The sequence below is a fragment of the Bacillus rhizoplanae genome (assembly GCF_917563915.1).
Taxonomy (GTDB): Bacteria; Bacillota; Bacilli; order Bacillales; family Bacillaceae_G; genus Bacillus_A; species Bacillus_A rhizoplanae.
Window position 1 is genome coordinate 89207 of record NZ_CAKJTI010000003.1, and the last position, 23783, is coordinate 112989.

Below are 23783 nucleotides of genomic sequence, written 5' to 3' on the forward strand. Positions count from 1 at the left end.
GGTTTAGAAATAGGAGAGGATATTACTTTGGAACAAACAAAAGGAAATGGATGGGCATTATTGCCACTTGGTATATTTTTAGCACTATTTATTGGTTCTGGTGTGATTACAGGAGATTTTTATAAGTTACCAATCGTAGTTGCTATTTTAATTGCAGTTGCTGTTGCATTAGTAATGAACAGAAAAGAAAACTTTACGACAAAGGTTGAACGTTTTGCTAAAGGGGCTGGCAATCCAGATATCATGATTATGGTATTAATCTTTGTATTAGCAGGTGCATTTTCTGAAACAGCAAAAGGTATGGGCGCTGTTGAAGCAACGGTAAACTTAGCCCTTTCTATTTTGCCACCAGGTTTCTTAATTGCTGGACTGTTTATTATAGGTGCATTTATTTCATTAGCGATGGGAACGTCAATGGGTACAATTGCAGCATTGGCGCCAATTGCAGTAGGAATTAGTGGACAAACGGATATTTCTATGGCACTTGCTATGGCGACAGTTGTTGGTGGAGCGATGTTTGGTGACAATTTATCTTTTATTTCAGATACGACGATTGCTGCGGTGCGTACACAAGGAACGGAAATGAAAGATAAATTTAAAACAAACTTCTTGATTGTATTACCAGCTGCTATTATTACGAGTATACTTTTAATCGTTCTTACGTTAGGAACTCATACAAATATGACAGCACATGCGTTTAACTGGGTGAAAATTTTACCGTATGCAGGGGTGTTAATTACAGCGCTGCTCGGATGTAACGTACTAGTTGTATTAACTGGAGGAACAGTGTTATCTGGTATCATTGGCATGTTAGATGGAAGCTACACATTAGCAAGTTTCTTTAAAAGTGTCACAGTAGGAATTAATGGTATGATGGAGATGGTATTATTAGCGATTTTAATCGGTGGAATGGTTGAAATTATTCAATATAACGGCGGCATTCATTATTTAATGAATGTACTAACGCGTAATATTCGCTCGAAAAAAGGTGCTGAATTTGGAATTGCTGGTCTTGTAAGTATGACAAATATGTGCACAGCAAATAATACGATTTCTATTATTTTCACAGGTCCACTCGCAAAGAATATTGCAGATCAATACAATATTGATCCGAAAAAATCTGCGAGCTTGTTAGATTTATTTTCTTGTAGCGTACAAGGACTAATCCCATACGGTGCGCAAATGTTAACAGCAGCAGGATTTGCTTCACTTTCACCAGTTGAGTTATTACCGTATTCATTTTATCCAATGTTAGTTGCGGTTTGCGGTATTGTTTCAATTGTAATTAATTTTCCGCGTCTTTCGCCTAAGAAAAAGAAATATGAAAAAACAGCATAATGAAAAAGAGGATGTCTTGTAGAAGGCATCCTCTTTTGTTTTGGGTATAACGACTAATTTCAGATCACTTTAAATATAGGTCTGATGATGAATAGGACTTAAGTCTGAGAAGAAAACGGTTCTTAAGCTCGTTATAGAAAAATGAAAAAATAGTTAAGATAAGAGTATCAAATCGAAGGGAGGCAAGCACAAGATGAAACAGTTTTTAGCGTTTATCGCAGCTGGTATTTTGGCTTTAATTGCTCTTGGAAGTCTTGCTGGTATTGTAGGATTAGCAATTGGAGCAGGGATTGTGTGTTGGAGCTATAAATCATTTGTGCGAGCACGATCATTTTTTGGAAAGCTAGCTTGGGGTATTGTCGGTTTAGTCGGCTTGTCAATTGGCCTTTCTAATTCACCAGCATTAATCGGTATCGTAGCATTAGTTGTTCTATATTATGGATACCGCGAATGGAAAAAAGAAAAAGCTGTAGTAGAGTCTGCTTCAGAAGGTTCTAAACCATATAGCAATTTTGAAGATGAATGGAACAAGTTAATGAAAAATAACTAATATTAAACAATTAAAGTAATAAAGTAGAAGAGAGGAAGATTTAAAATGAAACAATCATTATTCGGACGTGTACGCGAGGCAATACTTGCAGATTTTCATAATGTTTTAGACGAAAAGGAAAGAAAAAATCCAATTGCGATGTTAAATCAATATTTACGTGATAGTGAGCGTGAAGTAACAAAAATTGAAAAGTTAATTGAGCGTCATAAAACATTAAAATCTAATTTTTCTCGTGAACTTGAAGGGGCTCGTTATCTCGTAAATAAAAGAGCAAAACAAGCGGAAATTGCAAAAGAAGCAGGCGTCCTAGAGTTGCACGAACGTGCTTTAGAAGAAGTAGCATATTATGAGGGGCAAGTTGCTCGCTTAGAAGAAATGTATGCGGGAGTTGTAGAACAAATTGATGAATTAGAACAGCGTCTATCTCAAATGAAAAATAAATTAAAAGAAATGCATGCAAAGCGTATGGAATTAATGGCGCGTGAAAATATGGCACATGCAAACCGTCGTATGAATTCCGCGCTTCATAAGATGGAGGAAAATAATCCGTTTTTACGATTTGAAGAAATTGAAGATCATATTCGTAATTTAGAGCTGCACATCAATGATGAATATGCTCGGGATACATTTGATCTGAAAATCGCTAAACTTGAGCGTGAAATGAAGGAAAAGGATGAAGTATCTTTAACAAAAGAATCAGCAAAATAATTGTAGTACATTATAAAACAAGCTTATGATATAGTGATAGAAGAAAAGGTGTTGGAATGCAATACCTTTTTCTTCTGTTTATCCCGTATTAACGGGCAGTAAACCCCCACTCCAAGATTCAAAGAGAGACGAGGAAGATAGGTGGGGGATAACTGCCCGTAAAAGCCCGATTGGTTCAACTAACTATCAGTGGGGGATGAAAAAAACCCCCACTGATAGAAGTTTCACTTTATATACGACAAAGAAAGGGGAGCTGAGATGAAGAAACAATTTTCGAAAACACAATTTGTAGGAATGCTCCTCATTATATTTGGATTTGGTCTTGTTCTTGATATGATTCTCGGACATTTTGAACCGGGTGCCCTTATTTTTGCTTTTATTATGATTATGTTTGGAAGGCATTATCGAAAAAAGAATCGGTATGTGAGAGGGAATTTGTTTTTATTTGTCGGAGGGCTCATTTTTGTATTATTCCTGTTTTCATCAGCAGCCTTCGTGCTCGTTCTATTTGCTTGTTTAGCTTTCGTTGGTTATCAGCTTATACAAGGTCAGCAGAAGTCAAAAATGGTACAGGTCGAAATTAAGGAAAAAGGATATATAAATGAAGAAAAACAAATCTATCGAACAGAACCGTATCTTAAGAATATAATGGTTGGTAACGTACGAATAATGGATCATATTTATGAGTTAGAAGATATTAATGTCCAGTATGGAATCGGTGATATTGAAATTGATTTAACAACAGCTATGATTCCAGAAGGAGAAACCGTCATTGTTATTCGTGGTGTTATTGGTAATATCCGTTTGTATGTTCCATACGATATTGAACTATCTTTAAATCATTCTGTTGTTATTGGAAAAGTTTTGCTTCCTAATCATGAAGAAACAGGTTTTAATCGCAATGTAACATTCAAAACAGAACACTATAAAGAAGCTCCTAGGCGTATTAAAATTATTTCTTCGCTTATCGTAGGCGATACGGAAGTGAGGAAAATATAATGAAAAGGCAAAAGAATATTTCATGGATGTATATTCGCTACTCTATGTTATCTTCTAGTAGTATTGCATTCATTTGTACCATTGTATATGTATGGAAAAGTGGGCAATCTGTATATGATTTATTATGGAAAGAATCCATTGCTTCTGTTCCAATTGGATTGTTTCTTATCTGTACGAGTCTTCTCATTGGTGGAGTTGTTGGGTATGCAATTGGTTATTATATGCAGCAGCGTATTCAAGGTTTAACGACTTTTTTATTTGAAGTAGAACGAGGAAATTTTCCAAAGGATGCTTCGTTTACTGCAGAAGATGAATTTCATGAAGTAGAGCGAAAAGTAATTGCACTTGCTAGGAGATTAGAGGAGCAAGCGGGATTATTTCAAAAAGTAACGAATGAACGGGCGCATTGGAATGAAGAAATGAGACAAAAAGTTATTTCAGAAGAGAGGCATCGTTTAGCTAGGGAGCTTCATGATTCTGTAAGTCAACAACTCTTTGCTATGTCGATGATGATAGCGGCAATTAACGAGCAAACCGCTAATATATCAGAAGCTACTCAAAAACAATTACAACTTGTTGAAAATATGGTTGTAAATGCACAATCAGAAATGAGAGCATTGCTTCTTCATTTACGTCCTGTTCAATTAGAAGGTAAAAAATTAACAGAAGGTATTGAAGAATTATTAACGGAGCTTTCAAGAAAACAACATATGAAGATTGAATGGTGGATTGAGCCAATTCAATTGAAAAAAGGTGTAGAAGATCACTTATTCCGTATTGTACAAGAAGCGTTGTCAAATACATTGCGACATGCACAAGCAAAGAAAACAGAAGTAAGGCTGCGTCAAATTGATGAATATGCAATTTTAAAAATTATTGATGACGGCGTAGGTTTTGAAGTAGGCGTCAATAAAGCTGGATCATACGGTCTTCGTTCCATGCAAGAACGTGTCCATGAAATTGGCGGAACTTTAAAGGTATTAAGCTTCCCGAATAAAGGAACGCAAATTGAGGTGAAAGTGCCGATTCTTATAGATAGAGAGGAGGAACAGCATGATTAAAGTATTGCTCGTTGATGATCATGAAATGGTTCGTATGGGTGTATCTGCTTATTTATCAACTCAGCCGGACATTGAAGTTGTAGGAGAAGCAGAAAACGGAAGAAAAGGTTCGGAATTAGCATTATCATTAAAACCAGATATTATTTTAATGGATCTTGTTATGGATGAAATGGATGGTGTCGAGGCAACGCGTGCGATTATTCAAGAATGGCCGGAAGCGAAAATTGTTGTTGTAACAAGTTTTTTAGACGATGAAAAACTGTATCCAGTCATTGAAGCCGGTGCAACTAGTTATTTATTAAAAACATCAAGAGCAAGTGATATAGCAGATGCAGTGCGGGCAACGTACGATGGAGAAACAGTGCTTGAACCGAAAGTTACTGGGAAAATGATGTCACGTATGCGTCAAAAGAAAGAACAGCCGCTACACGAAGAATTAACAGAGAGAGAGTTTGAAATCTTATTATTAATTGCACAAGGAAAGAGTAATCAAGAAATTGCAGATGAGCTATTCATTGCTTTAAAAACAGTAAAGACGCATGTAAGTAATATTTTAAATAAGTTAAATGTAAGTGATCGTACGCAAGCGGTTATTTATGCGTTTCGCCACCAGCTTACAAAATAAAAAAGGCCGTAAAAACGCCTTTTTATTTTGCATTGTTTTGTGTTATGTTTACTTGTTTAAAAGGTTGTAGTTCTGTAAAAAGAATATCCGATATATGGTAAAGGTCATTCGATTCTTTCTGTATATAAAGGTAAATATTTTTAACATGTTTTTCATGATGTTAATCCAATTTTTGAATATGATTGGCTTGGATGCTTTCTAAAGATGGAGTAGAACGAATGAAATTTGCGAATGCTTCTTGATCTGTCGGGCCTTCAACGCGATTTCGTCCCTTTTGGAAAATTGTAAATTTATCTCCTCCGTTTGCCAGAAAAGAATTTACTACGACAGAGTATGTTGCATCATCTTCGAGTAGTTCACCATTTTCTAGTGTAATTGATATTAACTTATTTTCTTTCCATGTGTAACGAATTCCAGATACTTGTAACATACGTATTTCATCAGTCCATTGTTCATACAGTGCACTTCGAATTTCTCTACCCGTTAGATCCATTTTAATGAGTTTATTTTCAAAAGGTTGGATGAGAAAGGTATTTTCCCATGTAATGGAACCAGCTGGTAAATCATGGCGGATACTACCTGGATTGACGAATGCAATGTCAGCCTGCATAGCTTGACGTTGAGATGCAGCAAGAAGAGCACCAAGGTCGCTTTCCCCATTTCTATTTTGATCTCGTGTCAGCTCGTGTACACTTTTTCCAAGTATTTGCTCAGTTAATGGAGCTATCTTTGTTTGATATCTTTGTAGCCATGCTTGGATGATTGGATTAGGTTGTATTTGATTATGATAAGTAGGAATAATCTTTGCTGTTTTTTTTGTAATATCTTTCGTTTTGCGATCGATTGTGAGCTGCACATTTGCAAGAGCCCTTCCGTAAGAATACGCTTCAACGAGTAGTTTTCCATTGACATACCCATTCATATAAGAATGATTATGCCCACCAAATAATACATCTACATCATCGTCAAGTTTGCTTGCTAAATCAGCAAGTGGCCCGTAGGTAATTCCGCCTGTTGTCTTACCAGCTAGATGAGCAAGAACGATAATTGCATGGATGCCTTTTTGCTGTAATTCTCGTACGTATGTTTGAACAGCAGTAGCTTCATCTAAAAAAGTGACCGCTGAAACATCATTGTGCATAGTAAGAAAAGGTGTATCTTTTGTAACGATGCCAATAAAAGCAATCGGAATACCATTGATCCACTTAATCGCATATGGTGGAAATAGAGGTTCATTTGTGTTAGTAGCTACTACATTTGCACAAACATAAGGAAAAGAGCTACCTGGAAACATACCTGTTTTTGGATGAAAACCACCATCAATTAGTCGCTTTAGTTCGTCTATACCTTCGTCAAATTCATGATTACCAACTGTTCCGACATCAAATTTCAGCATATTTAAAAATTCTATTGTTGGCTCATCTTGAAAGAGAGCAGAAATGGGAGGACTTCCACCAATCATATCACCGGCATGAACAAGTAAGGTATGGGGAAATTTTTCTCTATATGATTTGATATAGGTGGCTATATAGTCAGCGCGGCCAGCAGGTTGGCCGTGTAGCATTGTAGTTGTATTGATTTGTCCGTGCAAATCATTTAATCCGATTATTTGCACCTGTAGTTCGGAAGGTTCTGAAGTAGGAAAAAATGAAGAAAGAGTTATAGAAATGAGAAAAGGGATACATAAAATAAAGTTAATCATGTTGTCACTCCTTTACATATACTGGTATTTTTATTGTAATAGAAGGACAACTTTTTATTTTATTAAAAAATCGTAAATTTTTTGTGGGAATTGTAAGATTTTTTATCCCGCATTAATGGGCAGTAAGACCCCCACTGAGGGAAGTTTCACTTTATCAAAATAGGAGAAAATCTTTCACTGTAAGATTAGAGGGAGGTAAGTGTCGGGAGTTTTCATGAGAAAAAGAAGGATTTATTGTGTAGTGTAGAGAATAATGTAATCATCCACTTGCTGGAAAGAACAACAAAGTAGAGGTGACGAAGATGCTTGTAATGGGTGTATTGATATGTATTACTGCAATTTGTGGTTTTATATGGTTATATTATTCTCGTTCGTTTAAACAAGCAGGAGTGTTACTTTTTGATAAAGGTAGTTTGTTTGGAAATCAATCCAGATTTTTAGTATGTTCGAAGTGTGGTAGAGCACAAGCAAGAAGCGGTGGATATCAAGAGTGTTGCCGAACAAGGTTATGAAAGAGTAGCAAGCCTCACACATTGTGAGGCTTGCTACTCTTTCACGGCTGTCCAAATAGTCCAACGATCCTGTTCTATAATAGGAGATTTGTTATGAAGTTTAGAGTGAATATGCTCTAATAATTGAGAGAGCTCATCGTCCGATAATTCATGTAAAATAGAACGACCTGTCCGAGGTGATAAATCTTGAAGTAAATTTTCAATTGAAGGATGGACTTTACGAACTTCCCAAAGAGTTTCAATAGGATTTGTATGGAAGCCGCTGTTGTGTAACCAATGTAGTATTTGATTTGTTTTAGGTCTTCGTTTAGCTTCTGTATGGAGTAATTTTGGATAGCAAGAAAAGAAATAGCCGCGAATATGTTCTGAACTTCCTGGAATCGTGCAATCTTCAATTGTTCGATCTTGGAGAATAAGTATACCGTTTCGCTTTAAAATGCGATATGCTTCTTGTGAAAATTGTGGAATATGTTCTAGATGATGAATAACAGCTCGTGATATAACGATATCAAAGGTTGCATCTGCAAAAGGAAGATTATGAGCGTCACCTTGTACAAATGAAACGTGTTGTATGTGAGCGCAATTTTCCTTGGCAGCTTCGAGCATCTCATTTGAAAAATCAAAACCAACTGCTTCAGCTGCCCCCATCATAGCGAGTTGTTTTGTATAAATACCACCACCACATCCAATATCAATCACTCTCTTTTCTTTGACGTTTATAATATTTTGAATCATAAATGTCCATGAATCTGTTGCTTGACGATTTGTATACGTATATTTATTGTTTGGACTGTGAAAATCTATTGGCATGCTGTAAACCCCCTTTCATGTATATAATATCCGATTTTGTTTGTTAGGTTGATTTTGTTTTCTTTTGAGAACAATAAGCTTTTCTTATTTTGAGAAATGAGGATGGGAGCTATGCGAAAAAAATGGTTATTCATGTTTGTTCTTTTCTTATTAGTTGCATGTAACCAAATGGATAAGAAAATAGAACAAGGTGAGAAATCAGCAAAAGAAGCGGGGAGTGTTATGGAAGAGAGCATACAAATAATTGTATCCCAAACAGGACAAGAGGAAAAAATATTGAAGGACGAGAAAGCAAAAATTGTTGCAAATATTATAAATAAAGCGGAGAAACAAAACGTAATAGGTGAATTAGGTGAACCGGAATATGTAATTAAAATTAAGAAAAATGGACAAGAAGAAAAGTATAAAGCTTGGCTTCGTACAGAAGCGAGAACAGGTTGGTTACAAAAAGAAACCGATACAAAAAATTTCTACCTTATATCAAAGGCGGATACAGAAAAGCTGCTTTCTTTGTTTCCAACAGCACCCTCAACACAAAATGAGGATGAACAACAATCAACTATAACTGAAATTACGAAAAAGGATTTACAAATTACGCGTTTTCACATTAAAACAAAGGAAAATACAGTTCATTATACGGTGTATTACACGATTTCAGATGCATTATATAAAAAGTTAGAAAAAGAAAAAAATTATTATTTTCAATTACATTTTCCTCCGAAAGTACAAAAGATAATAAATAAAGAAAAAAGTGATCCAATTCAAGGTGAAATAGTGAAAGAAGGATATAAACAATATGAAGTGAACTTTTTTGTTCCGGCTAACAATTTATCATCGTCTCAACTAAAAATGTTAGAAGCGTATTATGATCAATATGATTTAAAAATGTTTAATCATAAAAAAGAAGAGATTGGTGCGTTTCAAAATATTATTCAAATAGTGAAAGAATATGGAGAAAAGATGGAGTTAGAAAGATGAAGAGGCTTTCTTCTAGGAAATGAGAAAAAGAGTGATGGATAAGATATCATCACTCTTTTATTTTGTTTTTGTTGACGGTTCACTCATAGATTTTCGCGTAATAAAATAAGCGATAATAAGTGCAGAAAGGATAATGGAGCTAATGAAAATATTGTTTGGCAGCCAATCTAATAGTAATACGTATCCAACAGTATAAAAAATAAGCATAGAAGCTAGAAAAGATAAGGCACCGATCATAACAGATTGTAATGTCACCGTTTTCACCTCCTTGCATGTATAGTATTGGCCAAAAATGGATCAATTAAACAGTGATTTCCAATAAACTTAAAATATATGGCATAATAAAAAGAAAAAGATTATTGGTAATGAGAGGAATATGAAACAAAATACAAAATGATTATGGAGAATACTTGCAGCAGTTGGTGTTTTTCTGCTGTCTAAATTAAAGTGGGTATTTGCTATTGTGAAACTAGCAAAATTTTCTACTGTATTTAGTATGTTGCTATCTCTCGGTACTTATGCAGTGATATAGATATGTTAATTTTGTATGTGTTATTACTTGCAGTACTCGGATATGCTACATATCAAGGCAATACTATCTTGCAAGAGCAACCTCCGACACGTAATTTGTAGAAAAATGTTGTCGAAATGGTAAGAACAATTTATACAGGAATCCTTACTTCTTTATAGAAAATTACAAATATTACACTTTATAGAAATGAATGTAATATTTACATAAGGAAAAGGAGTAGGGTGTATGAAAAAGATGTGGAGTATACTTGGAATTCTTTTTGTGATGGGAATCATGAGTTACGGCTTAACCAAGTTTTTTGTACACTATGCGAGTAAGCCAGTTGGTGTAGCAACAATGCCGAAAGTAGAAGAGGTCGATGAGACGAAAGAAGTGTTACAATTTATTCGTACGACACACGAAAGCTATAACGGCTTTTTAAATTATGGAAAAGCAGAAAAATATACAGATGGAGATTGGAATCATTTAATTAAATGGTCTCAAGAGCAGGAGCAATCTTTAAAAGATTTTGAGACAAAAGTAAAAAACAAGCAAATAAAACGAGATGTGAAACGAAGTTATGAAATTTTGAAAAAAGGGATAGCAGATCGTAATATTGAATATATCATTTATGCACATCGTGTATATCATGACCTTGATATTCTTATAAACAAATATACAGGTGAAACGAATATTTGGGGGTATACAGAGTTTGGAAATGGGAAAGATGTAAAAGTAATAGAACAGGCATTACAAGCACAGTAAAAAAGGCATACTTAGTATGTCTTTTTATTATTGATGTTACTTTAATATACAGTAACATTCTTCTCGATCTCACGAGAAATTTCTTAACGAAGATAGGGGGACACTGATTAAAGTTTCACTTAATGACGTTTTTCACAAAACCATCATGTTTATAGTGATTAAAATCACAACTTATATCTTTGATATCGTATACAATGAAAATAGTTAAGGAAATAGCTAAGGAAATAGAGGAGTGGATAGTATGTTAAGTCCAAAAACAATTGAAATTGTAAAATCAACTGTACCGTTATTACAAGAAAAAGGTGTGGAGATTACAACACGTTTTTATCAAATTATGTTTTCTGAGCATCCGGAACTATTAAATATTTTTAACCATACAAATCAAAAACAAGGAAGACAGCAACAAGCATTAGCAAATGCAGTATACGCAGCTGCTAATTATATTGATAACTTAGCGGTGATCATTCCAGTTGTGAAACAAATTGGACACAAACATCGTAGCTTAGGTATTAAAGCAGAACATTACCCGATTGTTGGTAAATGCTTGTTGCAAGCTATTAAAGAAGTAGCTCATGCTCCGCAAGAAGTATTAGATGCTTGGGGAGAAGCTTATGGTGTGATAGCTGATGCATTTATTAGTATAGAAGCAGAGATGTATGAAGAAGCTGCAGTAAAAACGGGTGGCTGGAAAGATTTCCGTAATTTTATCGTTGTGAAAAAAGAAAAAGAGAGTGATGTGATTACATCCTTTTATTTAAAACCAGAAGATGGGGGAGCGCTATCTTCATTCTTACCAGGACAATATGTAAGTGTACAGTTAAATATTGAAGGAGAAACATATACACATAATCGTCAGTATAGTTTATCAGATGCACCTGGAAAGGATTACTATCGCATTAGTGTAAAACGCGAGAAAAATGCAGAAGGTCTAGATGGAATGGTATCGAATTATTTACATGATCATGTAAATGAAGGAGATATTTTACCGTTAAGCGCACCAGCAGGAGATTTTGTGCTGAATATGGATTCACAGTTACCGGTTGTATTGATTAGTGGTGGTGTAGGAATTACACCAATGATGAGTATGTTAAATACATTAATTGAGCTATCGCCAAACCGTAATGTATACTTTATTCACGGCGCGTTAAACAGTGATGTACACGCAATGAAAGACTATGTTACAAATGTAGCAAAAGAGCATGAACAAGTAGAAGTATATACTTGCTACTCTAATCCAACTGAGCAAGATATGAAAGTAAAAAATTATGATAAAGAAGGCTTCATTGATTTAGCGTGGTTACAGACTATTATTCCTTCCAGTGAAGCGGATTTCTACTTCTGTGGACCGATACCATTTATGAAGCATATTCATGCATCTTTGACAGAATGGGGCGTGACACCAGAGAATATTCATTTTGAATTCTTTGGGCCAGCAGCTAGCTTACAATAATTAAAAAAAAACGAGGTGTTAACTCACCTCGTTTTTTGTTTGTTCTCGAAGTAGACGATTTACAGTTTCACGGCGGATACCAATGAGTTGACCAATTTCTGTTTGGTTTAAAATTTCATAGATCGGAATGTCTCCTAAATATGTTGTAAACCATTTTTGTAAACGAAGTAGCCTCTCTTTTGGAGAAACGGTTGTAAGCTGATCAATACGCTCTTGCATCATTCGTAATTTTGTTTGCAGCTGAAGGGCGATATCGGCATAAGATTCGGGATTTGCATGTAATTGTTCATACCATGCGTTGCATAAAATTGGCTCTACTTCTGTCTTAATTAAAGCGATTGCAGTTCCATGATATTCTTTTGGAGAGATTAAAGAGTGGTGAGGAATCGTTTCACCTGGAACAATAATATTAAATAAAAAAGACGTGCCGTCCTCTTGGAGGCGAACTACTTTTAATAGACCGCTTTTTACAAAATATAGAGGGCCTTCCTCTCCTTGACGAAATAGTATTTCTCCTTTATGTAAAATCAATGTAAGCACCTCTTTATATATTGCTTCTCATTTTATTATAGAGGAATTGTTTGCATAAGACTATACTTGTGAAATGCAGAAGAAACCTTATGGATGTATTCTGCAATTTAGTAATCTCCTGCTAAAGATTGCTATCTCAAGATTCAGAGGAAATAAAGAAGATAGATGAGGACGAAAATCATGTTAATGTAAGTTTCACTTTATCCCGCATTAGCGGGCAGTAAGACCCCCACCTCAAGATTGAGAGAAGCCAAGAAGATAGGTGGGGGATGAAGAACCCCCACTGAGGGAAGTTTCACTTTATATAAAAGGTGTACACTTTACATAAAGTTCATCAATTTTATTGACGAAATATATCATATTACAGTAGTATACTGTTTAGTGTGTATGTGTAAGGACGGTGCTAGAAAGGAATATTTTTTAGGAGGCATACCATGTTAGATGAAAAAATGACTGATGTGAAGATTTCAGCAGATGCAGTGATACATGTGGAAGAAATGAAGGGCGGAGTTGTTCTATCGGTCGAAATAGATGGAAAAATCATTTATACGATGGCTTATGATGAAGAAACAGATAGTTATGCAGAATTATATGATAGAAACGATAAACGGGCAAGACAAGTCCATGAAGATTTTATGGGATGGTCGCTTGTACACTAATGGAAAGCTTAACAAGCCGAGAAATGCTCCTCTCTTAAATAAAGAGAAGTATTTCTCGGCTTGTTTTTTGTTTATAAAGTGAAACTTCCATCAGTGTGGGCTTACTGCCTGTTAATGCGGGATAAAGATTGTATATATAATGTAATAATTACATATGATTTGTAACACTCAATTTTATATTGTTAGGGCATTGTAAATGTATATGTTGCTTTTTTTCGGTATGATAAAGTCAATGGGAATTCTTCATCTTCTACAGATGATTAGTTGAACCAAGTAAGCTCTTATGGAAGTCTTATGTTTACCTATTGAATTTAGGAAAGCCTTACTACAAGTAAGAGTAGAATGAAATACCAAAAATGTAATAAACATAGGAGTGATTATCTTGAGGAATTTCCATATTTCAAACCTTCTCTTATTATGTATCTGCTCATTATTATGTATTATTTTAGGAGTATTTTTTTACACGTGTATATAAAGTAACGCATTCTAAAAGAATGCGTTACAAAATAGAACTAATAATCATACGTGTACCGAGAATAATTAAAGTAATGCGTAATACATTGATCATAGCGTTACTACTTAGTTTTGTATTAATATAAGCTCCAATTTTCCCGCCAATCCATGCTCCGGGGATTAAAACAAGGGCATAGAGCCAGCTTACATTACCAAGTGAAATATGAGTTGCTGAATTTACAATTGCGGATAAAAAAACGATAAACATTGATGTAGCGACAGCGATTTGTGCTGGAAAAGCGAAAAGAATCATCATTGCTGGAACTAATAAGACACCCCCGCCAATTCCGAATAAACCAGAAATAAAACCTACACCAAATGAAATAATGATAGCAAGAAAAGGTGAGAACTGATAGGTTATTATTTCTCCTTCAGAAGTTGTAAAGGAACGTTTAATAATAGAACCGGTCGAAAGCGATAGAGGTTTCATTTTATTTCGTATCATGAGTAAAATGGATACCAAAATGAGAAAAACCCCGAAATATAAAGAGAAAGAATCTTGATTTAAAAATTTATTTGCCCACGATCCGATAATTCCTCCAGGACCACTCCCAATAAATAAAATAAGGCCACTTTTGTAATCAATCCGCTTATGCTTCATGTATGTGAGGGTAGAAGCTAAACCTGTAAATACGACAGTAACAATTGAAGTACCAACAGCCAATTGGGGAGAAAGGCTATGTAAGTTAATCAGTAACGGAACGATAATGATTCCCCCGCCAAGACCAACTAGACTTCCAATTGTACCTGCTAATAATCCAACAAGTAATAGCATAATATATTCCAACTGTAACATCTCCTCTTTTGTAACAAATACATCATTTATTATACAATGTTTTGAATCAGAATGATGTGTGTTCACAAAAAAGTCGTCTTCTACATAAGAAGACGACTTTTCTTTAGAGAATAAGATCTAATACGTAATAGCATAAAGCAGCTAATGAAGCTGAAATAGGGAGTGTGATAACCCATGTAATTAACATGCGTTTTGCTGTTCCCCACTTTACTCCTTTTACGCGATGTGAAGCACCAACACCTAAAATAGAAGATGAAATAACGTGTGTTGTACTTACTGGTAAATGAATGAAAGTTGCACCGAAAATAACAATTGATGATGATAAATCAGCAGCTACACCATTTACAGGACGGATTTTCATAATTTGTCCACCGACGGTTTTGATAATTTTCCATCCACCGATAGAAGTACCAAGACCCATTGCGGTTGCACACGCCAATTGTACCCAAAAAGGGATATCTGTTGAAGTATGATAATTATTTGCGATAAGGGCCATTGTGATAATACCCATCGCTTTTTGAGCATCGTTTGTGCCATGTGTATAAGATTGCAATGCAGCTGTGAACACTTGGAATAAACGGAAATTTTTATTTGTTTTCGTCAGATTAAAATTTTTAAAGGCAATTTTAAAAATACTATATACGATAAAACCAATGACGAAAGCGATAATCGGTGAAATAACTAAAGCTTCAAGAATTTTAATGAAGCCTTTATAATTTAATGAATGTACCCCAGCAGCAGCGATAGCTGCCCCAGCAATAGCACCGATAATTGCATGAGATGAACTACTTGGAATTGCATAGTACCAAGTAATTAAGTTCCATGCGATAGCAGCAAGCAGCGCTGCTAAAATAACGACACTACCATTTGGTAATGTAAATGGATCGACAATATCTTTTGTAATAGTTTGTGCCACACCCGTAAATGTCATTGCACCTAAAAAGTTCATAATAGATGCCAAAAGAATGGCTTGTCTTGGCTTTAAAGCCTTTGTTGAAACAGCTGTTGCGATAGCATTTGCTGTATCATGGAATCCGTTAATAAAGTCGAAAGCTAAAGCACAAATGACAACTAAAACGGTTAAAATCAAGAGTGTATCCATGATCAAACTCCTTATGCGTTCTTCATAATAATTGTTTCTAAAACATTTGCTACGCTTTGACAGCTGTCAGCAACTTCTTCTAATTCTTCGTAAATTTCTTTGTATTGAATAATCTTAATAGGATCTTTCTCACGAGAGAATAGATGCTTAATAGCATGTCTACGAATATCATCACATTTTGATTCGTAGTCTTTAATTTTGATTGCATTTGTACGAATATCGAGTAGCTTTTTATTGGACATCAATTCAATAGACGACGCAATTTCAATCGCACACTGATTAATTGCATCAACGAATTTAATCATGTATTCGTCTGCTTCTGTAATAGAATACATTTCAAATAGACCAGCACTATGATCTAATCCGTCTAATACATCATCCATACTCATTGCAAGTTGCAAAATGTCTTCACGTTCAATTGGAGTGATAAATGCTTTGTTTAATTCCATAATGATTTCGTGAATAAATGAATCACCCTTTGACTCATATTCTTTCATGCGCATGGAGAATTCTTTTAAATCACTTGCGTTTTTAATTTTATACTCCACAAAAAATTGTGCGCCTTCTTTTAAATTTTCAGAAATATTCGTTAGCATTTCTGAAAATTTATCTTTCTTCGATTTGAAAACCATATTGTTACCCCCACCAAAAAATAGTTATGTAAAGCATATTGGCTAGTTCATTCTACCAAAAAGCTGTCGGTTTTTAAAACATTTTATCGAAAAGTTTACAAAAACTTAACATTAGACAAGTTGAAAAATTAGTAATGTTAACAATTTTTTAGTAATACTCGTACTTATAGAATGTCCTTTTCATACAAAAAGTATGAAAAAGGTAGCTTAGACTTGACGAATTATAACGATATCATAGAAAATTTGTAAAGATAAAGATGTTACCCATATATATACATTTGAAAGTAAGGTAGAGGAAGTGAATGAATGAAGTGGAACAGCACTCAATTACAAAGTATAAGAGAGTGGTTCAAAACAAGAAAAAAATTGCGGATGTTTTTGTTAATTTTAGGAGGTTTTGGCTTATCTTTGTTTATCTTTGTGAACATTATGATTACAATCCAAGATATATCGGCATTAAAACATGCAGTACCTCAGCCAACAGTGATTTACGATGCAAATAAGCAGGTAGTAGCAAAATTGTCTTCTTCGAAAATAGAGGGAATTAAGCGTAAAGATATTCCAGACGTTATGATTCAAGCTGTTGTTGCAGTAGAAGACCAAAAATTTTATGAGCATCGCGGCATATCTTATAGTGGAATTTTTAATGCTATCATTAAAAATATAACAGCAGGAGAAGTTGTTGCCGGGGGAAGTACAATTACACAACAGCTTGCTAAAAACGTATTTTTAACACAAGATCGTACGTTTACAAGAAAATTCAAAGAGTATTTTATTACAAAGAAAATTGAACGCACATATACAAAAGATGAAATTATAGAAATGTATTTGAATCAAATTTATTTTGGTGAAGGAGCTTGGGGAATTAAAAATGCTGCAAAGACGTATTTTGATAAAGAAGTCAAAGAACTGACGATTCCTGAAGCTGCCACTTTAGCTGGATTAATTAAAGCGCCTTCTACGTATTCACCGTTTAAAGACTTTAATAAATCGATCACAAGAAGAAATGTTGTTCTTTCTTTAATGAAGGAACAAGGCTATATTACAGACAAACAATTTCAAATAGCGAAAGATGAAGGGCTTTCACTTCACCATGGTGTCGAAAATCAATATGAGGGGAAATATCCTTACTATGTTGATTATGTTGTTCGTGAGGCAATGAATAAATACGACTTGACACAAAATGAAATTTTATCAGGTGGTTATCATATTTACACAGAATTAGATCCAAAGATGCAACAAGCGGTAGAAGATGTTGTGAATAATGATCATTATTTTCCAAAGCCTACTTCTGATCAAATTATGCAAACAGGTGTTGTACTCATGAATCCCAAAACGGGTGGTGTTCCGGCTCTTGTAGGAGGAAGAGGGCCGTATCAATTTTTACAGTTTAATCATGCATCGCAATTAAAACGCCAGCCAGGTTCAACATTAAAACCATTAGCAGTGTATACACCAGCATTAGAACAAGGATATGAGGTATATGATGTATTAAAAGATGAACCACTAGACATTAATGGATATACACCGAAAAATAGCGGGAATGTATACCATGGTGATGTAACGATGTATGAAGCACTTGCTAATTCCTATAATGTATCAGCCGTTTGGCTACTGGAGCAAATTGGTCTGGAAAAGGGTTTGAAGTCTTTAGAACGTTTTGGTATTCCGCTTCAAGATAATGATCAATCTTATGCGTTAGCGCTAGGAGGGATGAGTGAAGGAACGTCTCCACTTGTCATGGCACAAGCGTATGCGACCTTTGCGAATGATGGTGTACAAATGGAAGCACATGCGATTCGGGAACTGCAAGATAGTGAAGGGAATATAGTAGGGAAATGGTATAAAAAAGAAACTCGTGTTACGGATGAAAAAACGGCACAAAAGATGACGTATTTATTACAAGGGGTTGTAGAGAAAGGAACGGGAGAAAAAGCAAAACTTAAATCTGTAGAGACTGCTGGGAAAACAGGTACAACACAACTTGTAGATGGACCGAGCAGCGGTGCAAAAGATTCATGGTTTGTTGGCTATACACCAGAATTGGTTGCATCCATTTGGGTTGGCTACGATAAAACAGATAGCGAACATTTTGTTCCTGGTGGTAGTCAAATAACGACAACGATGTTTCAAGATATTATGAAAAAAGCAGTTGGGCAGCCAAGTCAAAAAAACTTTGATTTGTCGCTTATACCAGAAGCTGAGTATACAAAACATTTACAAACCATTGAAGAGGAAAAAAAGCGAAAAGAAGAAGAGAAAAAACGACAAGAGGAAGAAAAGCAGAGAAAAGAACAGCAAGAAAATTGGATGAATAAAATAAAAGAATGGATTCCATTCTTTTAAGAAGTAAATCCCAGATTATGAAATGAGTAATCTGGGATTTACTTATGTTTTTATTTTCTAGTACATGAGCCGTTATCGTCTTAACGGCGTTTTTTGCAACGTTTGCATTTCTTTTTTTCGCTGTTAGCGTTATTACGTGTTTCGTTATCTTCATTGTTATTATTGTTGTTATCGTTATTGTTATTATCATTATCATTGTTATCATTATTATTGTCGTTATTATAGTTCCAACGCATACTTTGAACATGGTACGTTGGTACATACGTAACCTGACCATCAACCTCAAGTAGAATATGATCTCTAGTACGGCCTACAACAGTTCCTTCTATTTTTTTCGGACCTTGGTTTAATTGAATAGTTTCTCCTTTTAGACGGTTAATAACACTTGCAAAACGTGTTCCGCTTACAATGATAGGGTCTTCATTTTGGTTATTTTGATTGTTGTTTTGATTGTTGTTTTGTTCATTATCATCTGATTCTTGGGAATCATCTTCATATTGCTCAGCAAAGCCATTAATATGATGTAACGGATAGTAAACAACACTATCGTCAGATTGTACGACACAAAAATCACTTTGAACTTTTAATAATGTTCCCTCTGCTTTTTCTGGGCCCCCTAAATTAACCTGAACGTTTGTGCCAATTAAATTTTTGAAATTTCTTCTAGCATTTTGAGCAGAATAATACGACTGATTGTATGGATACATCATACATAATTCCTCCTTAATGTAAGTTCTCTCTTTTTAAATCATTTGTCGATATATGATATTCATCTTTGCAGGACAAGACCTAGGATACTTGACTAATTTATAAAAAATGTGCGTATACATAGAAACAAGCACCCTTTTAGATTAAGGGTGCTTGTTGAGTTGAATATTTATATTTGTATTCATACTGTGCGCGGTTTTAGTTACCGGTGTATAGGAGATGACAATGTTTCCTTTAGCGGTTGGTTCATAAGCAAGATCATCATAATATTGGCCATTATTTTTATTATGGATTGTAAGTTCAATTGAATCGAGTTTTGCATGTGCATATTTTTCTTTGATTTGTTTAGCAATTATTTCTAATTGTTTATACGAAGTAGCGTCGGTTATCACCATCCCCTTCAGAACAACCTTTTCTTTTTGCGCATCATGCACCAGGGGTATATGATTTTGTTTTGTATATAGGATGTCATAGGGTATGGTACCTTCGTTTGAGGCTGCTTTTGGTTTATTGTATTCTCCAATTACAAAGAGTGCAAAACATAACGTTATACATGACATGAAAATAATCCAAAAGCGGATAGATGATAATACTTTCATCTGCATTCACCCTCGTTTCGTATAAGTTCTTTCACTATGAATTATACAAAATAAGCGTTAAATTAACGTTAAGCTGAGGTAAAGAAAAGTAAAGAAAAGTAAAGAAAAGTAAAGAAAGAGAGTTTTTTGTATAGCAAAACTTTTTTTCGGTTTGTTATAGTAGATTAAGAAGCCATAGGATAACAATGGAATAGAAATTGTTAAGATTGTAACTGTGTGATGAATTATTTATAAAGTGAAACTTACATCAGTATGTGTGTGGGACTGCCCGTTAATGTGAGACAATTAAATGAATCTGTAATTTGGATTTTTTCCATATATCATAATATGTTTTTGAGATTTAGAGGTGGATAGGAGATGGTGTTCGGATGATTTCTATTGGGTTAACAGGATGGGGAGATCATAACGCTTTATATAAGGATGCATATGAAATGAAGCATAAACTACAAACATATAGTGAGTATTTTCCAATCGTAGAAGTAGATAGTTCTTTTTATGCCATGCAGCCTGCAAGAAATTATGAGAAATGGGTTTTAGAAACACCGCCAAATTTTTCATTTATTGTGAAAGCTTATCAAGGAATGACAGGGCATATGCGCGAAGAGACACCTTTTGCAAATATGGAAGATATGTTTCAGGCATTTAAAGAGTCGATAGTTCCTCTCCAAAAAGCAAATAAGTTAAAAATGGTTTTATTCCAGTACCCACCTTGGTTCGACTGTCAAAAGAAAAATGTGGATCTATTACGCTATACGAAAGAAAAGATGAGAGATATACCATGTTCATTAGAGTTTCGTAATCAAACTTGGTTTTATCCACAATTTCGTAATCAAACATTGCAATTTATGAAACAAGAAGGTTGGATTCATACTATTTGTGATGAACCACAAGCAGGAATTGGTTCTATTCCAATTGTACTAGAAGCAACGCATGAACAGATGACCTTAGTTCGATTTCACGGGCGCAATGTACATGGGTGGCTGAATACGGGAGAGAATTGGAGGGCAGTTCGCTGTTTATATCGCTATAACAAACAGGAATTAGAAGAATGGATAGAGAGATTACAAGAATTAAAATCAAAAACAAAGGAAATTTACCTTTTATTTAACAATAACTCTGGCGGAGATGCGGCAGATAATGCAAAACAAATGATGGATATGCTTGGTATTACGTATGGGGAACCTAGGCCTGAACAACTAAATTTATTTGAATGACGTGAAATATATAAATACAAATTGAAAAACCGACATAAAACCATTTTTTAGGTAAGAGAGAGCAGCTGGCCAGGCATAGAAGCGGTCAGGGCCTTTTTCTGCTACATGCGAAGTTAAAACAAAGAGAGAAAGTGAGTGTAGGTTCCTTTTTTCTGCATAGCAGCGACTTATATGTTGAAAAATCAAAATGGATTTATAATAAGATAAAGTGACATTTCCATCAGGGGGCTTCATCTTCAATTGATTGAAATCCTCATGAATTGGGATAAAAAGAAAAACACTGTACAAACAGGGGGGAATGTACAGTGTTTTTCTTTATGAAAAAAGAGGGGTAACAATGTTACTGAGCGTTTGGTTGATTCATCAATTGTTGGCTTCGTAATAAATGATAATGGTTATCATTATCATTGTCAATAGTTTTTGTATTTTTTATTTTAAAAAAATTAAAGTTTACAAAAGAGTGATTTAATAATATAATAACAGCGTTTACATGATAATAATTATCAGTATCGTTAAAAGGGGCGGGAATAGATGAAAAAGCCATGGAAAGTGATGACAACAGTTGCTGTTGTTTCCTCACTGTTACTTTCAGTAGGGTGTACAGGTAAAAAGGAAGAGACGACGGCAAAAGAAAAAAGTACATATGTTGTACCAGTAACGGACTATACATTTGATACAGCTGCAAACATGTTTGCATATGCAGAATTTGAATTAGCTGGGGAACCGTTAGCAGAAAGCTTAGGATTAGATTTAGATCTTTTAGATGCACAAAAACAAAATAAACCAACGAAATTTGATTATATGGCTGGAATCGAGTCTTATGAGTACTCAGAAGAAGGAATGTATGAGGTAGTAGAAAAATCAGGACTTGGCTTCCATTTACTTCATGCACCAATTGTACAGAAGATGACAAAAGAAACAAATAAAGAAGCGCCGTCTTGGCTAGAAGAGCGATTTTATACACTAGCAGATAGTGTAGGATATCCACATAAAGAAATTTTTGCAAATATGTATCCGACATTTATGGAATATGCCGGCGGTGATCCTCATTATACGCAAAAAGTAGATACGTCTATATATGCAGAAAATGATGATAAGACGTATGTACCAGCCTTCCAAATGGATTTTAAAACATTGCGCTGGGATCGTTCGAAAATGAATAAAACGTTAACACCAGCCGCATATGGTTCAGCATTCTTAAAGCAAGCATTATGGGCGGGAGATTTTTTAGGTGGTTTCCATACAGTAGATAAGGACGAAGAATTAGAAGCTACATCAAATACGCAAGATCAAGATCCGAATATTCGCCTTGGAGTAAGTAGTGCTGATGGTATGCAAGGTGTTATTTTAACAGAAGAAATTTGGAATAAACTTTCATATATTCGCGATGGTCTATTCTATGATGCAAATACAAAACAATTAACGAATGGGGCAGGAAGCAAGTATAGTCCTGAGAGTGGTCTTGTTTACTTACCTCATGAGATTAAAGTAAATGAAGATGAAAAGAATGGCATTGCTAAAGCTGGTCAATTAGAAGTAAAAGATGCACGTAGTATGCTTCGCGATCAATGGATGATGTTATGGCCAACTGCTGAATTTTTCGGAATGACAGATCAGCGTCCAGATAATAAAAATGTGAATCCAGCGTTCCAAGCAACATTTGACGGTGCGCCTTTTGCAAAAGCAGTAGCAGAAAATACAGACTCTGATGCAGCGAATGATGTAAAAGCAGACGACCCTTACTCTTTAAATCGTGATGTCATGTTACAAGTCTTTAAAAATATTGAAGCAATGCATTATAATAAAGAAACAGGTGCATTTGTTACAGAGCATAGCGGAACAGAACAAGGCAAACGTATTGATACGTTTGATGCAGGTTATATGGTAGAAGCACTTCGTATATTCCAGCGTGCCATTGATGGTATGCCGGTTGGATATGCAAGCGGGGCAGAGGCACAAGGCTTACAAACAGAAGAAGGAAAACGTGCTCTTAATATGATTAAAACGCAAGCAGATTTCTTATTAAAGAATATGAAAACAAAAGATGGTTTTATGGCAAATAGCTATACAATTGGAAAAGGGCAAGATACTGAACCTGTGACATTAGAAGCACAGCTTGGAGCAATCCGAGGATTAACAGCGGCCTTTTTAGCAACGAAAGATGAAACGTATCGCGAAGAAGCGCGTAAACTATATGATTTAGTAGATCGTAAAATGTGGAACAAAGAAGCACATGCATATGAAACGAAAAAAGGTGAAATGAAATATACGCCTTATACAGCTGGAAGTGTATCAGCAGTGTTGCGTGTTGCATTGCAAAATTTAAGTAATACAGATGCGGATAAAACGAAATATGATTCATTAGAACAAAAAACGATTACTTCTCGTTATGTTGATTTTTATGATCAAGTAATCAATGGGCCTTCATTAAAAGAAGGGATGCAAACAAGTGAGTTCTGGGATACAGGCGATGTTTATATAAAAGGGAAGCTTGGAAATGCAGATAAGGATAATGTACCGCAAATTCAATCAGGTCATGGTAAGTATGGTATTGCGCCAGTTCTCGTAAATGTTGAAGTGAAGAAAGAAAAATAAGTTTATGATATTAATAAACCGAACAAGTTGATAAACTTGTTCGGTTTTTGTGAAAAAAGGGTGTAACAAAGTCAATTTT

General features: G+C 35.0%; 23 protein-coding genes and 1 pseudogene. 15 read left to right on the forward strand and 9 right to left on the reverse strand.

Annotated features, from left to right (window positions below):
* The first annotated feature begins 27 nt into the window (after positions 1-27).
* From LRP84_RS04305 to LRP84_RS04330, 6 genes are all read left to right on the forward strand, one after another.
* Positions 28-1338 (forward strand): Na+/H+ antiporter NhaC family protein, encoded by a 1311-nt coding sequence (locus LRP84_RS04305; protein WP_230573949.1) that lies wholly within the window; start codon positions 28-30, stop codon positions 1336-1338.
* 193 nt (positions 1339-1531) lie between these two features.
* Positions 1532-1888 (forward strand): lmo0954 family membrane protein, encoded by a 357-nt coding sequence (locus LRP84_RS04310; protein WP_230573950.1) that lies wholly within the window; start codon positions 1532-1534, stop codon positions 1886-1888.
* Positions 1889-1933: 45 nt separating this feature from the next.
* Positions 1934-2596, forward strand: a complete 663-nt coding sequence (locus LRP84_RS04315; RefSeq protein WP_230573951.1) for a PspA/IM30 family protein — start codon at positions 1934-1936, stop codon at positions 2594-2596.
* 258 nt (positions 2597-2854) lie between these two features.
* The gene (liaF, locus tag LRP84_RS04320; protein WP_230573952.1) at positions 2855-3595 is read left to right on the forward strand and encodes a cell wall-active antibiotics response protein LiaF; all 741 of its coding nucleotides are present in this window, start codon (positions 2855-2857) and stop codon (positions 3593-3595) included.
* Positions 3595-4656 carry a sensor histidine kinase gene (locus LRP84_RS04325; protein WP_230573953.1) on the forward strand — a complete coding sequence of 354 codons (1062 nt, stop codon included), beginning with the start codon at positions 3595-3597 and terminating at the stop codon, positions 4654-4656. The genes liaF and LRP84_RS04325 overlap by 1 nt, the downstream gene beginning before the upstream one ends.
* Entirely contained in the window at positions 4649-5281 is a 633-nt protein-coding gene (locus tag LRP84_RS04330) for a response regulator (protein ID WP_230573954.1), read from the forward strand. The genes LRP84_RS04325 and LRP84_RS04330 overlap by 8 nt, the downstream gene beginning before the upstream one ends.
* Positions 5282-5441: 160 nt before the next feature.
* Here the strand turns inward: LRP84_RS04330 and LRP84_RS04335 are convergent, their stop codons facing one another.
* On the reverse strand, positions 5442-6983 hold the full coding sequence (locus LRP84_RS04335; protein WP_230573955.1) for a bifunctional metallophosphatase/5'-nucleotidase: 1542 nt from the start codon (positions 6981-6983) through the stop codon (positions 5442-5444).
* 302 nt (positions 6984-7285) lie between these two features.
* Between LRP84_RS04335 and LRP84_RS04340 the strand changes: the two genes are divergently transcribed.
* A complete protein-coding gene (locus tag LRP84_RS04340) occupies positions 7286-7495 on the forward strand; it encodes a hypothetical protein (RefSeq protein ID WP_230573956.1) in 210 nt (69 codons plus the stop codon).
* A gap of 33 nt (positions 7496-7528) precedes the next feature.
* On the opposite strand, the gene LRP84_RS04345 is transcribed toward LRP84_RS04340, so the two are convergent.
* Positions 7529-8305, reverse strand: a complete 777-nt coding sequence (locus LRP84_RS04345; RefSeq protein ID WP_230573957.1) for a class I SAM-dependent methyltransferase — start codon at positions 8303-8305, stop codon at positions 7529-7531.
* A gap of 111 nt (positions 8306-8416) precedes the next feature.
* Between LRP84_RS04345 and LRP84_RS04350 the strand changes: the two genes are divergently transcribed.
* The gene (locus LRP84_RS04350; RefSeq protein ID WP_230573958.1) at positions 8417-9283 is read left to right on the forward strand and encodes a YhfM domain-containing protein; all 867 of its coding nucleotides are present in this window, start codon (positions 8417-8419) and stop codon (positions 9281-9283) included.
* A gap of 57 nt (positions 9284-9340) precedes the next feature.
* Here LRP84_RS04350 and LRP84_RS04355 read toward each other — a convergent pair whose 3' ends face one another.
* Complete coding sequence (locus tag LRP84_RS04355) at positions 9341-9538, reverse strand: hypothetical protein (protein ID WP_230573959.1); 198 nt, start codon at positions 9536-9538, stop codon at positions 9341-9343.
* A 151-nt stretch (positions 9539-9689) separates the two neighbouring features.
* On the opposite strand from LRP84_RS04355, the pseudogene LRP84_RS04360 reads away from it, so the two are divergent.
* The 3 genes and pseudogenes from LRP84_RS04360 to hmpA form a co-directional block, all read left to right on the forward strand.
* Positions 9690-9812: pseudogene (locus tag LRP84_RS04360) on the forward strand (site-2 protease family protein); the annotation flags it as partial.
* Positions 9813-10040: 228 nt separating this feature from the next.
* Positions 10041-10559, forward strand: a complete 519-nt coding sequence (locus LRP84_RS04365) for a hypothetical protein (RefSeq protein WP_230573960.1) — start codon at positions 10041-10043, stop codon at positions 10557-10559.
* 241 nt (positions 10560-10800) lie between these two features.
* Positions 10801-12009 carry an NO-inducible flavohemoprotein gene (hmpA, locus tag LRP84_RS04370; RefSeq protein ID WP_230573961.1) on the forward strand — a complete coding sequence of 403 codons (1209 nt, stop codon included), beginning with the start codon at positions 10801-10803 and terminating at the stop codon, positions 12007-12009.
* 18 nt (positions 12010-12027) lie between these two features.
* Here the strand turns inward: hmpA and LRP84_RS04375 are convergent, their stop codons facing one another.
* The gene (locus LRP84_RS04375; RefSeq protein ID WP_230573962.1) at positions 12028-12540 is read right to left on the reverse strand and encodes a Crp/Fnr family transcriptional regulator; all 513 of its coding nucleotides are present in this window, start codon (positions 12538-12540) and stop codon (positions 12028-12030) included.
* Between the two features lie 434 nt (positions 12541-12974).
* Here LRP84_RS04375 and LRP84_RS04380 point away from each other — a divergent pair, with 434 nt between their 5' ends.
* Positions 12975-13199, forward strand: coding sequence for a hypothetical protein (locus LRP84_RS04380; protein ID WP_230573963.1), 225 nt, complete (start codon positions 12975-12977; stop codon positions 13197-13199).
* 499 nt (positions 13200-13698) lie between these two features.
* Here LRP84_RS04380 and LRP84_RS04385 read toward each other — a convergent pair whose 3' ends face one another.
* From LRP84_RS04385 to LRP84_RS04395, 3 genes are all read right to left on the reverse strand, one after another.
* Positions 13699-14499, reverse strand: a complete 801-nt coding sequence (locus LRP84_RS04385; protein ID WP_230573964.1) for a sulfite exporter TauE/SafE family protein — start codon at positions 14497-14499, stop codon at positions 13699-13701.
* Positions 14500-14611: 112 nt separating this feature from the next.
* A complete protein-coding gene (locus LRP84_RS04390) occupies positions 14612-15610 on the reverse strand; it encodes an inorganic phosphate transporter (RefSeq protein ID WP_230573965.1) in 999 nt (332 codons plus the stop codon).
* Positions 15611-15621: 11 nt separating this feature from the next.
* Positions 15622-16242: a DUF47 domain-containing protein gene (locus tag LRP84_RS04395; RefSeq protein ID WP_230573966.1), complete on the reverse strand. Its 621-nt coding sequence runs from the start codon at positions 16240-16242 to the stop codon at positions 15622-15624.
* 306 nt (positions 16243-16548) lie between these two features.
* Between LRP84_RS04395 and LRP84_RS04400 the strand changes: the two genes are divergently transcribed.
* Positions 16549-18588 (forward strand): transglycosylase domain-containing protein, encoded by a 2040-nt coding sequence (locus tag LRP84_RS04400; protein ID WP_230573967.1) that lies wholly within the window; start codon positions 16549-16551, stop codon positions 18586-18588.
* Positions 18589-18668: 80 nt separating this feature from the next.
* Here the strand turns inward: LRP84_RS04400 and LRP84_RS04405 are convergent, their stop codons facing one another.
* Together LRP84_RS04405 and LRP84_RS04410 are read right to left on the reverse strand one after the other, a co-directional pair.
* Positions 18669-19298, reverse strand: coding sequence for a hypothetical protein (locus LRP84_RS04405; protein WP_230573968.1), 630 nt, complete (start codon positions 19296-19298; stop codon positions 18669-18671).
* Between the two features lie 141 nt (positions 19299-19439).
* On the reverse strand, positions 19440-19895 hold the full coding sequence (locus LRP84_RS04410) for a hypothetical protein (RefSeq protein WP_230573969.1): 456 nt from the start codon (positions 19893-19895) through the stop codon (positions 19440-19442).
* Positions 19896-20263: 368 nt separating this feature from the next.
* On the opposite strand from LRP84_RS04410, the gene LRP84_RS04415 reads away from it, so the two are divergent.
* On the forward strand, positions 20264-21109 hold the full coding sequence (locus LRP84_RS04415) for a DUF72 domain-containing protein (protein ID WP_230573970.1): 846 nt from the start codon (positions 20264-20266) through the stop codon (positions 21107-21109).
* 531 nt (positions 21110-21640) lie between these two features.
* Positions 21641-23704 carry a hypothetical protein gene (locus LRP84_RS04420; RefSeq protein WP_230573971.1) on the forward strand — a complete coding sequence of 688 codons (2064 nt, stop codon included), beginning with the start codon at positions 21641-21643 and terminating at the stop codon, positions 23702-23704.
* The last annotated feature ends 79 nt before the right edge of the window (positions 23705-23783 follow it).

Coding starts and splice junctions, on each gene's coding strand:
- LRP84_RS04310 (WP_230573950.1), top strand. CDS start 1,532: ATGAAACAGTTTTTAGCGTTTATCGCAGCTGGTATTTTGGCTTTAATT.
- LRP84_RS04315 (WP_230573951.1), top strand. CDS start 1,934: ATGAAACAATCATTATTCGGACGTGTACGCGAGGCAATACTTGCAGAT.
- liaF (WP_230573952.1), top strand. CDS start 2,855: ATGAAGAAACAATTTTCGAAAACACAATTTGTAGGAATGCTCCTCATT.
- LRP84_RS04325 (WP_230573953.1), top strand. CDS start 3,595: ATGAAAAGGCAAAAGAATATTTCATGGATGTATATTCGCTACTCTATG.
- LRP84_RS04330 (WP_230573954.1), top strand. CDS start 4,649: ATGATTAAAGTATTGCTCGTTGATGATCATGAAATGGTTCGTATGGGT.
- LRP84_RS04335 (WP_230573955.1), bottom strand. CDS start 6,983: ATGATTAACTTTATTTTATGTATCCCTTTTCTCATTTCTATAACTCTT.
- LRP84_RS04340 (WP_230573956.1), top strand. CDS start 7,286: ATGCTTGTAATGGGTGTATTGATATGTATTACTGCAATTTGTGGTTTT.
- LRP84_RS04345 (WP_230573957.1), bottom strand. CDS start 8,305: ATGCCAATAGATTTTCACAGTCCAAACAATAAATATACGTATACAAAT.
- LRP84_RS04350 (WP_230573958.1), top strand. CDS start 8,417: ATGCGAAAAAAATGGTTATTCATGTTTGTTCTTTTCTTATTAGTTGCA.
- LRP84_RS04365 (WP_230573960.1), top strand. CDS start 10,041: ATGAAAAAGATGTGGAGTATACTTGGAATTCTTTTTGTGATGGGAATC.
- hmpA (WP_230573961.1), top strand. CDS start 10,801: ATGTTAAGTCCAAAAACAATTGAAATTGTAAAATCAACTGTACCGTTA.
- LRP84_RS04380 (WP_230573963.1), top strand. CDS start 12,975: ATGTTAGATGAAAAAATGACTGATGTGAAGATTTCAGCAGATGCAGTG.
- LRP84_RS04390 (WP_230573965.1), bottom strand. CDS start 15,610: ATGGATACACTCTTGATTTTAACCGTTTTAGTTGTCATTTGTGCTTTA.
- LRP84_RS04395 (WP_230573966.1), bottom strand. CDS start 16,242: ATGGTTTTCAAATCGAAGAAAGATAAATTTTCAGAAATGCTAACGAAT.
- LRP84_RS04400 (WP_230573967.1), top strand. CDS start 16,549: ATGAAGTGGAACAGCACTCAATTACAAAGTATAAGAGAGTGGTTCAAA.
- LRP84_RS04405 (WP_230573968.1), bottom strand. CDS start 19,298: ATGATGTATCCATACAATCAGTCGTATTATTCTGCTCAAAATGCTAGA.
- LRP84_RS04410 (WP_230573969.1), bottom strand. CDS start 19,895: ATGAAAGTATTATCATCTATCCGCTTTTGGATTATTTTCATGTCATGT.
- LRP84_RS04415 (WP_230573970.1), top strand. CDS start 20,264: ATGATTTCTATTGGGTTAACAGGATGGGGAGATCATAACGCTTTATAT.
- LRP84_RS04420 (WP_230573971.1), top strand. CDS start 21,641: ATGAAAAAGCCATGGAAAGTGATGACAACAGTTGCTGTTGTTTCCTCA.